At 64.1% G+C, this 10604-nt stretch carries 8 protein-coding genes; 1 reads left to right on the top strand and 7 read right to left on the bottom strand.

The annotated features are described in order from the left end of the window. Positions 1–1943, bottom strand: a 1943-nt coding sequence (locus VMR39_RS28890; RefSeq protein ID WP_325421733.1) for a TonB-dependent receptor, incomplete at its 3' end; no start/stop codon positions are given. Positions 1944–2459: 516 nt separating this feature from the next. On the opposite strand from VMR39_RS28890, the gene VMR39_RS28885 reads away from it, so the two are divergent. Continuing rightward, entirely contained in the window at positions 2460–2741 is a 282-nt protein-coding gene (locus tag VMR39_RS28885) for a hypothetical protein (protein WP_325421731.1), read from the top strand. Positions 2742–2995: 254 nt separating this feature from the next. Here the strand turns inward: VMR39_RS28885 and VMR39_RS28880 are convergent, their stop codons facing one another. From VMR39_RS28880 to VMR39_RS28855, 6 genes are all read right to left on the bottom strand, one after another. Next, the gene (locus tag VMR39_RS28880) at positions 2996–3910 is read right to left on the bottom strand and encodes a cation diffusion facilitator family transporter (RefSeq protein ID WP_325421729.1); all 915 of its coding nucleotides are present in this window, start codon (positions 3908–3910) and stop codon (positions 2996–2998) included. Next, on the bottom strand, positions 3900–7163 hold the full coding sequence (locus tag VMR39_RS28875) for a CusA/CzcA family heavy metal efflux RND transporter (protein ID WP_325421727.1): 3264 nt from the start codon (positions 7161–7163) through the stop codon (positions 3900–3902). Before VMR39_RS28875 ends, VMR39_RS28880 begins: the two co-directional genes overlap by 11 nt. Positions 7164–7166: 3 nt before the next feature. Then, on the bottom strand, positions 7167–8318 hold the full coding sequence (locus VMR39_RS28870; protein WP_325421725.1) for an efflux RND transporter periplasmic adaptor subunit: 1152 nt from the start codon (positions 8316–8318) through the stop codon (positions 7167–7169). Between the two features lie 5 nt (positions 8319–8323). Further along, positions 8324–9598 carry a TolC family protein gene (locus tag VMR39_RS28865; RefSeq protein ID WP_325421723.1) on the bottom strand — a complete coding sequence of 425 codons (1275 nt, stop codon included), beginning with the start codon at positions 9596–9598 and terminating at the stop codon, positions 8324–8326. 56 nt (positions 9599–9654) lie between these two features. Beyond that, positions 9655–9984, bottom strand: coding sequence for a hypothetical protein (locus tag VMR39_RS28860; protein ID WP_325421721.1), 330 nt, complete (start codon positions 9982–9984; stop codon positions 9655–9657). Between the two features lie 13 nt (positions 9985–9997). Then, positions 9998–10604, bottom strand: a 607-nt coding sequence (locus VMR39_RS28855) for a cation transporter (RefSeq protein ID WP_325421719.1), incomplete at its 5' end; no start/stop codon positions are given.

Below are 10604 nucleotides of genomic sequence, written 5' to 3'. Positions count from 1 at the left end.
ACGCCCTGATACTCCTGCCCTTCCTCGACCACCTGCGTCAGCTTGGCGCGGATGTCGTTGCGGGTCTGCTCCACGCGAACGCCGGCGATGATGCGCACGGTGTCGCTGTCCCAGCGGCCCATCAGGTAGCTGGCGAGGATGTCCTCCTTCACCGAGAAATCGGCCGAGTTGGATTCGACCGCGGTGTCGATCGGATTGAGGACGAAGTTGTCGCGATTGGCGTTGAAGAAGTCCGTCGGGCCGCGCTGGCTCGGCAGCGGCAGGATATCCTGGATGCGGTAGGTCTGGCCGCCCAGCACGTCGGCCAGCGTGTAGTCGCCGTCGTAGTCGTCATAGGCATCGACGCGCTGCACCAGCGACTTCTTGCGCCAGCGCGCCTTCATGCCCGCCTGAACGGTGAACGTGCCGCTGCCGGTCGCGAACTCGCGGGAGATATCGCCCTTGACCGAATATTCGCGGTCGCGGGCGTCGAGCAGGACCGTTTGCTGCAGTTCGTTGAAGCCGTAGCTTTCCGGATCGTAGAAGGCGTCGGTGTTGCCCGTCACGCTGAAGCGCGGCTTCCTCGGGTTGGCATAGTCGAAACCGACCGTCACGTCGTCGCCCTCCTCGAAGCGGGCACGGAAGCGGGTGGGATCGACCGAGCCGTTCTCGCGCTCGCTCGCTTCCGACCAGCTACCGGAGTATACCGCCTTCCACGGACCGGCCTCGGTGACACCGCCGATGGTGAGCGACTTGATCTTCTGCTTCTCGAAGCGGTCCTTCATGCGGCGACGCACTTCGACGCGGCCATCCTCGGACGAGAACTCGGCACTGGTGGCGGTGCTGCTGCTCGGCGCCTCGTCGAGCACGAAGATCACGTCGCCGCGATACTCCTGGTCCTCGAACTGGCTGTAGAGGCCGCGTGCGTAGAGCTTGGTCGTGTCCGTGGCCTGCCAGTCGAAGCTGAGCGAACCGCCCATGCGCTTACGCTCCACGTCGTAGTCGCGGTACTGCATCTCGGCGGCATAGGCATTTCCGTTGTCGTCCAGCGCCCAGTCCGCGCCCTCGATATTGTCGCTCTCGAATTTGCGGCGATAGTAGCTGAAACCGCCGGCGATACCGAAGCGGTCGGTCACGCGTGTGGAGAAGTCCACGCTGCCCTTGGGCGTCAGGGCATCGGCGTAGTCGTTGTAGCTGCCCTCCAGCTTGACCGAGTACAGATCCTTCTTGCGGTCGAAGGCGCTCGTGGTGTTGATTTCGATCGAGGCGCCGATGGTGTCGCCGTCCATGTCGGGAGTGAGCGACTTCTTCACCTCGATCGACTCGATCAGCTCGGACGGGATCACGTCCATCGCCACGGTGCGGGTATCGCCTTCGGGGGCGGGAACGCGCACGCCGTTGATCGAGGCCGCGTTCAGCGACGGATCGAGGCCACGCACCGACACGAAGCGGCCTTCGCCCTGATCGTTCAGGATGTTCACGCCGGGCAGGCGACGCAGCGATTCCGCCACGTTCTGGTCCGGGAACTGGCCGATGGCGTCACGCGTCAGGACGCTCTCCACGCCATCCGCAGCGCGCTGGCGCGAAAGGGCAGAGGACTGGCTGGCGATCTGACCGACGACGAGGATGTCCGCGCCGCCGATCCCTGAAAGGGAGAAGTCGCTGGTGACGGTGCCGGTCGCGGGAACCGTCACCGACTGGGTCGTCACCTCGGCCCCGACGTAGCGCGCCTCCAGCGTATAGGTGCCCGGCGCGACGTCCGGGAAGCGGAAGCTGCCGTCCCGCTCGGCCTGCATGCTGCGGTCCAGTTCGACGATGCGCACTTGCGCCGACTGCAGTGCGCGGGTTCCGGTGTCGTCCGACACGGTGCCGCTGACAGTCCCCGCGAACGCCGCTCCGGGTGCCAGAAGTGCAAGTGCGATGATGCCCCGGCTGCTGTGCCAGAACGTGTTGCGGATACCCATTATCTGCCCCCTTGAGGATGCCTGCGATGATGCGCAGGCTGTCGGGGCGGCCTAGTCGAGGCGCGACATGACGCTTCTGTTACAGTCCGGGAAAAGACCTGCCCCGAGTGCCGAACATTGGGGCTTTTCAATGTTCGGCCCGTTGCCGAACGCACTGGTTAGGACGCGAGGGGCGCGGCAAGGACTACGCCCCAAGTGGCAAAGAGGAGAGCAGCCGGCGGGACATCGACGGCCTGCTTCTGGGTCATCGGCTGCAGAAAGTTGCCCTGGAGCTGCTGAATGACGATGAACAGGGCTACGGTCCACAGGGCCGATCATCGGAATGATATCGAGCGACCCGGCGATCACACCGAGGCCTCCGGCCGAAGGCACCCCAAGAAGAGCTAGACCGGCCGAGGTCAGGGCAGCGACGACGATAGAAAAGACGGCCTGTCCCTTCATCCATCCGTTCACAGCCTCGCCAAGCCCGGCACGGTCGAGAAATGCCTGCAAGCTGTCGACGGCGCCTGGAAGGCTTTGACGGATAGTATCGAATTCGTTGGTGAGCTGCGCTCCGAACAGCACCAAAGCGCCGATGAAGACGCCAAGCAGCAAGACAACGGCGGCAGCGAGAGCCAGTCCACGCCCGAGCTGCAGGATCGCACAGATCGCACGCGTCAGAGCATCGAAGACGACAGCGAGAACGACCGCGGCGAAGACCAGGAGAAAGAAGCTGGCCAGTTGGACGATCAGGAGACTGCGCCGACGATGGCCAGAATGGCAACCGTTGCAGTGTCAATCCTGCTGAGCGTCCAGTAGCGCTCAGCTGCGGTGCTGATGCCTACAAGTGCGCGTTGCTGCCGTCCCGCTGTCGACCCTTCCAGGTCATCCAGCGGTCAAATTCGAATCCCTACCTGCAGACGGCCCGGTTCCGGCAGCGGCGACCAGATCCGATCATTCATGTTGGGTCTGAGGATTGGCCGGTCTAAGCTTAAGCCGCCGTTCGAAGACCGACGATCGCTTGGCTTTTGCCATTGCAGGGTGGCTGACAACGCCGGCCACCCTTTTGGCGGTCAACGATGGGATTGATCAATCTCGCAGGATTGACCCGTCTCCTCGGTTTGAATGGTCGCGTGGCTGATATCGAAGTGATTCTTGATCACTTCCAGCACGGTCTGCCTCACCGGTTCTGCAGTGGCATCCTTCTCTAGGACCACATGCACCGTGCAACTGACCTCGTCATTGGAGACCGACCAGATGTGCAGATCGTGGAGGCTTTGAACCCCTGCCACATCACCGATCGCTGCCCAAACTTCCTTGAGCGATAGCCCTGCGGGAACGCCTTCGAGCAAGACGTTGGTCGTATCGCGCAAGAGGATCCAGGTGCGGGGTAGCACCCAGAGTCCGATCGCCACGGCGACCACCGGATCGACCCATGTCCAGCCGGTGAAGCGGATTGCCAGCGCCCCCAGGATGACGCCTACCGAACCGATCATGTCGGCCCAGACTTCCAGATAGGCACCTTTCACGTTGAAGCTGGCATCCTTGCCTGCCGTCAGCAGTCGCATCGAAACGAGATTCACGCCTAGACCGACCGTCGCCACGATGAGCATACCCCAGGACTGGATCTCCTGAGGCTCGCTGAACCGCTTGATTGCCTCGACGAAGACGTAGATCGCGACCGCGAATAGCAGGACAGCGTTGAACGCGGCTGCAAGGATTTCGAACCGCCGATATCCGAAGGTCCGTTTCTCGTCAGGTGCCTTGCGACCCAGCTTGATCGCCATGAGAGCGATGGCCAGAGCCGCAACGTCGGTCATCATATGCGCTGCGTCGGACAACAGCGCCAGGCTGTTGAAGACGATGCCACCTATGACCTCGGCGATGAGGTAGATCGAGGTGAGCGCAAGCGCCCACCCCAACATCTTTGCATTCGCGCCGGCCGTATGGTCATGCGCGTGGCCGGCTTGGCTGTGATCATGCGCCATGGGTCACCTCCTCGTTCTGAGCGGAATGCGGGTGGCGGAAGTCGTCGCCCTCATGCTCTTCCTTGTAGTGCTCGTTCGGGCCGATGACCTTCTGCCCGAAGCGGGCGTAAAGCGTTGGCAGGACGAACAGGGTCAGCAGCGTTGCCGAAATCAACCCGCCGATCACGACGGTCGCCAGCGGCTTCTGCACTTCGGCGCCGGCACCTGCGCCCAGCGCCATGGGCACGAAGCCGAGGCTTGCGACCAGCGCCGTCATGGCCACCGGACGCAGACGCTGCATGGCACCGGTCCGGGCGGCTTCGGCCCGCTTCATACCCGAACGGATCAAATCCTGGATTGAACTGACCATGACCAGGCCGTTGAGGACCGCGATTCCGGACAAGGCGATGAAGCCGACCGCCGCCGAGATCGAGAAGTCCATACCCCGCACGAAGAGGAGCATGACACCGCCGACCAGTGCGAAGGGGACGCCGGTAAAGACGATCGCCGCATCGCGAACGCTTCCAAGCGCGCCGTAGAGCAACAGCAGGATAATGATGAAGCAGGCCGGGATCACGAGCTTCAAGCGCTCGCTGGCCGACTTCATGTTCTCGAACTGGCCGCCCCATTCGACGTAGCTGCCGGCAGGAAGCCTGACCTTCTGGCCGATGTCGGCCTGGGCATCGGCAACCACGCTGCCGACGTCACGTCCACGCACGTTGGCCTGCACCACGACGCGGCGCTTGCCGTTTTCGCGGCTGATCTGGTTGGGACCATCGACAACCTTGATCTCGGCCACACTGGCGAGAGGCACATAGGAGCCGCTGGGGACCGGCACCTGCAACTGCTGAAGCAGGTTGATGTCGGCGCGCTGGGTATCGGAAAGGCGGATCACCACCGGGAAACGGCGGTCCCCTTCGAAGATCATGCCCGAAGTCCGACCGCCGAGCGTGGCGGTGACGGTATCCTGCACGTCCTGCGCGGTGACGCCAAGGCGGGCCATGGCATCGCGGTTCACCTTGATGTCGAGCATCGGCAGGCCGGTGGTCTGCTCGACCTTCACGTCAGCGGCGCCTTCAGTCTTGCGCAGGATGCTGGCGATCTGCTCGGCAGTGCGGTTCATGGTGTTGAAGTCGTCACCGAAGACTTTGACGGCGATGTCGCCGCGAACGCCTGCGATACGTTCGTTGAAGCGCATCTGGATCGGCTGCGTGATCTCGTAGACATTGCCGGGGAATTTCGCGAGTTGACCTTCGATGCGCGCAACCAGTTCGGCCTTGTCCAGCTTCGGGTTCGGCCATTCCTCGCGGGGCTTGAGGATGACGAACATGTCGGTGGCGTTCGGCGGCATCGGGTCCGATGCGAGTTCCGCCGTACCGGTCTTGGAGAAGACGAACTTCACCTCCGGCTGCTTCGACATCATCCGCTCGATCGGCACCTGCATGGCCTGGCTCTGCTGAACCGACGTCGCCGGAATACGCAGGGCCTGGATCAGCATGTCGCCTTCATCCAACTGGGGCAGGAAGACCTGTCCGAGCGAAGTGAAGGCCGTAGCTGCAACCACGAGGCTGCCCAGAGCCGCACCGATGGTCAGGGTGGGGCGCTTCATCGCCCGGTCGAGACCCGGCTCGTAGTGCTTCTTCAGCCAGGTCACAATCCGGCCGTCTTCTTCCTCGACCCGGTTGGACAACCAGATGGCGATCAGCGCGGGAACGAAGGTGAGCGACATGACGAAAGCGAAGGCCAGCGCCATGATGACGGTGAGCGCCATCGGCACGAAGGTCTTGCCCTCGACGCCCGTGAGAGTGAGCAGCGGGACGTAGACAAGGATGATGATGGCTTGGCCGTAGACCGAGGGGCGGATCATCTCACGGGCGGCCGAGGCAACCGTAGCGAGGCGCTCCTTCACACTGAGGAGGCGGCCATGGTGATGCTGGTCCTCGGCGATGCGGCGCAGGGCGTTCTCGACGATGATGACTGCGCCATCGACGATGAGGCCGAAGTCGAGAGCACCGAGGCTCATGAGGTTGGCCGACACGCCCGCCTTGAGCATCCCGAAACCGGTCAGCATCATCGTCACCGGGATGACGAGCGCAGCGATCAGCGCTGCCCGGAAGTTTCCGAGCAGCAGGAACAGCACGACGATGACGAGGACCGCGCCTTCACCGAGGTTCTTGGCGACGGTCTTGATGGTCGAGTTCACCAGCGTGGTGCGGTTGAGCACCGGCTGGACCACGATGTCAGGTGGCAGCGAGGCGTTGATGGACTGCAGCTTGTCGGCGACTGCGGTCGCCACCGTGCGGCTGTTCTCGCCTATCCGCATGATCGCGGTGCCGACGACGACTTCAGTGCCGTTCTCGGAGGCCGAACCCATGCGGATGGCCTGTCCCGAACGGACCGATGCGACCTGATCGAGCGTAATCGGCACGCCATTGCGGGTGGCGATTACGGTGCGGCCGAGTTCCGAAGCATTGCGGATCAGCGCATCCGAACGCACGGCAAGGCCCTCGCCATTGCGATCGACGAAACCGCCACCGACGCTGGTGTTGTTGCGCTCGAGCGCGTTGCCGAGATCGGTCAGCGAAAGGTTGAGCGAGGCGAGGCGCTGGACGTCGGGAACGACCAGGAACTGCTTGGCATAGCCACCGATGGAATCGACGCCCGCCAGCCCCTTGGTGCTCTTCAGGAGCGGAGTGACGATCCAGTCCTGCGCGGTGCGCAGATACGTCGCCTTCTCGGCTTCCGTGGTCAGACGCTCTCCCTCAGGAGTGATGTAGCTTCCGTCGGGCTGCTGGCCGGGTTCCCCGGGGCGGTGCTTGTCATCCTTGCGGTGTTCAAGCTTGACGGTCCACATGTAGACTTCGCCAAGACCTGTCGCGATCGGTCCCATTTCGGGGTTTACGCCGGCGGGCAGGTTCTCCGCAACGCCCTGGAGACGTTCGCCGACCTGCTGGCGGGCGAAGTAGATATCGGTGGAATCCGAGAAGACTGCGGTCACCTGCGCAAAGCCGTTGCGGCTGAGCGAGCGGGTGAATTCGAGGCCGGGAATGCCGGCCAGCGCCGTCTCGATCGGGAACGAGACCTGCTTCTCAACCAGTTCGGGCGAAAGAGCAGGCGCGCGAACGTTGATCTGGACTTGGTTGTTGGTGATGTCCGGCACTGCATCAATGGGCAGGCGGGACAGCGATGCCGCACCGATGACGGCGGCGATGGCGGTGAGAAGCAGGACGAGCCAGCGCTTCTCGACCGCCCATGTGACTACGCGGGCGATCATGGCTCAGTCCTCCACCGCTTCGCTCTTGCCCAGTTCGGCCTTGAGCGTGAAGCTGTTGACGGTGGCGATCTCCTCGGTGCCCTTGAGGCCCGATTTCACGATGACCATGTCGCCGGCGCTGTCGCCGAGGGTGACGGGCACGGCTTGGAAGCCGGCTTTCGTGCGCACGAAGATGACGGTCTTTCCTTCGTCGGTCTGGACGGCGGTGGTGGGCACCTTGATGGCATTGCTGCCGCCGCTGTCGGAAAGCGCGATCGATGCCGTGACCGGCTCACCCACACGCCATTGGCTCGCGCGGTTGTCGATCGTCGCGATCACCGGCACGAGGCGGGTATTGGCATCGAGTGCAGGCGAGACGAAAGTCACGCGCGCGGTGGTTTCGCGGCCTGCGGCCTTGACCGTGACGATATTGCCCGGACGCACGCGTCCTGCATCCTGCGGCTGCAGGTTGAGCGAGAGCGAGACGCTGGAAAGGTTCGCCACGCGGAACAGTTCTGCATCGGCGGCGACCGTTTGGCCCAACACCACACTGCGTGCGATGATCTGGCCCGAGATCGGGGACGTGATCGAAATCCGGTTGAGCGCACCGCCGCCGGCGCCTGCGGCAGACACCTGCTGCTGCGCCAGGCGCAGGGCAATCCGGGCCTCGGTCGCAGCGGTGCGTGCGGCAATCAGGTCCTGCTCGGGCGAGACCTTCTGGGCGAACAGGCGCTGTTCGCGGCCAAGGTTGGAGTTCGCAAGCGACAGCCGCGCCCGCGCTGCTTCGATCTCCGCGTTGAGGGAGGCGGCCTCGCGGCTCTCGATCACGGCGATGGCCTGGCCCTGTCCGACCGACTGGCCGAGGTTGCGGGTCAGCGAAACGATGCGGCCGCCGATCGCGGCCGATACCACCTGCATGCCTTGTGGATCGCCGTCGATCGTCCCGGGAATTTCCACGGTTCCCGAGCCGCCGATCATGGGGCGGCCCAGCTGGATGCCGGCCGAGCTGATCTGCTCGGCGCTCATGTCGACCTTGCCTTCAACCGGCTTGGCATCCGCAGCGGTAGACTTTTCGGCGGCCGGGGCTTCCGCGGCTTTGTCGCCGCCGCCGCACGCCGCAAGGGCAAGTGCCAATGAGAGCGGCAGCGCGGCATAGGTGAGCGTGTTCAGTTTCATGGTAATCAGTTCCCCCCTTGAGGCGCTACGGCGGGCGCGGTCAGGCGCTCCAGCTGCGCACGGGCATTCTGGTAGGATGCGAGAGCATCGATGGCGGCGACGCGCGTATCGGCGAGCGTACGTTCGGCATCGAGCAGATCGAGCTGGCTGAACTTGCCTTCGCGGTATCCGATACGAGCAATACGGGCGGCTTCCTGCGCGGCCTGCAGGGCGGGTCCGGATGCGGCGCGAGCGGTGGTCGCCGCGTTGTCGGCATCGGCTTGGGCATTGGTGATGGCCTGCTCGATATCGAGCGCGGTCAGCCGACGATTGGCCTCAGCCTGGGTACGTTGCGCCCCTGCCTGGGCCAGGGCGGCACCGCCGTTGTTGAAGACCTGCAGCGGGATCGACACCGCGAAGACAGCGGCGAAATCCTTCGTGGCTTCCAGGCGACGCACCGATGGGCCGACGTCAATGTTCGGCACCCGGTTTGCCTTTGCGAGGCGCACGCCTGCATCGGCGATGGCTAGATCCGCATCGGCAGCAGCCAGTGCCAGCGTTCCTTGCGGGCTGACCGGTTCTGACGGCCCGTAGGACGCAGAAGCGGCAGGCAGCCGATCAAGCAGAGCAACATCCAGAGGGCCAAAGGCCCTACCGATGCGGCGTTCAAGGTTGGTGCGGGCGGCACGAGCAAGGCGGTCCTGCCGCTCTGCATTGGCTTCAGCATTGACCCGCGCTACATCGGCGCGCTGCCGTTCGAGCGGCGAAGCGCGGCCAGCTTGCACGCGAACGCCCGCAGCCCGCAGGGCATCACCGGCGATACGAGCCTGATCCTTCGCGGTGATCAGTCGCCGTTCGGCAGAGATGGCCTCGACGTAAAGCTGGGTCACCTGCAGCCGTACGTCGGCGGCGATGACGGCCGCCTGCAGTTCCGCGCGCGACAGTTCGGCGCTTGCCACGGCAACGCGGGCACTGCGCTTGCCGCCCAGTTCCAGGGTCTGCATGAAGCCGACCGTGGTCTCGTTGCTGCGGACACCGGAATAAGGGCCGGTGCCGATGATGTTTTCGATCTGCCCTTGAGCGACGGGGTTGGGTCGAAGTCCTGCAACCGTCCGACCTGCCTTGGCAGCATCGATGCCTGCACGGCCCGCATCCATCGCGGGAGCGGAGCCGCCTGCTTCAGCGACGGCATCGTCGAGTGTTAGAACTACTGCACCGGAAGGCGCGTTCGGTGCTTCCTGCGCCTGCACCGTTGCGGCACAGGACACCGCGGCCATAAGCGCCGCGAGTATGGTCTTCATGATGTGAAATTCCTGACGGAGGATTCCTGGCCGACATCAGTCGGCCGGCGGAAGCGTCAGGTCCGTGGAGGGCGCGGTGTCACACTGTCGTCCGCCGGGCACAACGGAGTAGCTCGCCGAAATCCGCGAACTTGCCCGGCCGAGCGGGCGATGGGCGGCGCCACGCTCATCGAAGGGGTGCCGAGATCATGACTGTGACAGGCACCGTGATGGTGAGGCAGGCCATTGTCGGCATCGCCGGGGACTTCGTCACCGTCGCCCGGCGCATGATAAGAAAAATCGTACCCAGCGTCGTTGCCGCCCGTTGCCTCTGCGGCGTGCGCCATGCCGGACCAGCTGACGAGAATCAGCATCAGGCAGGCAAGGAAGGGCAACAGCTTGCGCATCGGTCGGTCCCTATCACTCCGCCGCGGCGGTGTAACCCCTTCGGGTTGAATTGAGCTCGCCTCGGGCCTGCGCGAGGATCTGGATGCCGCCGGAAATGCCGAGCATCGCCATGATGCCCGCTACGATGAGGTCGGGCCATGCCGTTCCGGTGCCGAAGACTCCGGCAGCGGCGAGCAGCACTGCGACATTGCCGATGGCGTCGTTGCGCGAGCAGATCCAGACCGATCGCATGTTGGCGTCACCGGTACGGAAGCGATAGAGCATAATTGCGACCACTGCGTTGGCAATGAGCGCGGTGAAACCGACGAGCCCCATGAGTTCCGCATGCGGCGTGCTGCCATGCCAGACGCTCCACAAGGCCGCGCAGAGCACATAGAGGCTGAGCAAAACCAGAGTGAGTCCCTTCAGCAGCGCTGCCCTTGCCCGCCACGCGAGTGCCATCCCCGTGACGCCGAGACTGATGGCGTAATTGGCGCTGTCACCCAGAAAGTCGAGGGCATCAGCCTGCAAGGCTTTCGATCCACCGGCCACCCCGGCAATGATCTCGGCTACGAACATTGCGCCGTTGACGACAAGCGCAATCCAGAGCGCTCGCCGCCAGCGAGGATCATTCGTCGTT

Source organism: Sphingobium sp. (genome assembly GCF_035511395.1).
Classification (GTDB): domain Bacteria; phylum Pseudomonadota; class Alphaproteobacteria; order Sphingomonadales; family Sphingomonadaceae; genus Sphingobium.
This window is presented reverse-complemented; position numbering and strand designations above follow the sequence as displayed.

Bases quoted from the DNA above. Each gene is read 5' to 3' on its own strand.
- VMR39_RS28865 (WP_325421723.1), bottom strand. From the start codon at position 9,598: ATGAAGACCATACTCGCGGCGCTTATGGCCGCGGTGTCCTGTGCCGCA.
- VMR39_RS28860 (WP_325421721.1), bottom strand. From the start codon at position 9,984: ATGCGCAAGCTGTTGCCCTTCCTTGCCTGCCTGATGCTGATTCTCGTC.
- VMR39_RS28875 (WP_325421727.1), bottom strand. From the start codon at position 7,163: ATGATCGCCCGCGTAGTCACATGGGCGGTCGAGAAGCGCTGGCTCGTC.
- VMR39_RS28880 (WP_325421729.1), bottom strand. From the start codon at position 3,910: ATGGCGCATGATCACAGCCAAGCCGGCCACGCGCATGACCATACGGCC.
- VMR39_RS28870 (WP_325421725.1), bottom strand. From the start codon at position 8,318: ATGAAACTGAACACGCTCACCTATGCCGCGCTGCCGCTCTCATTGGCA.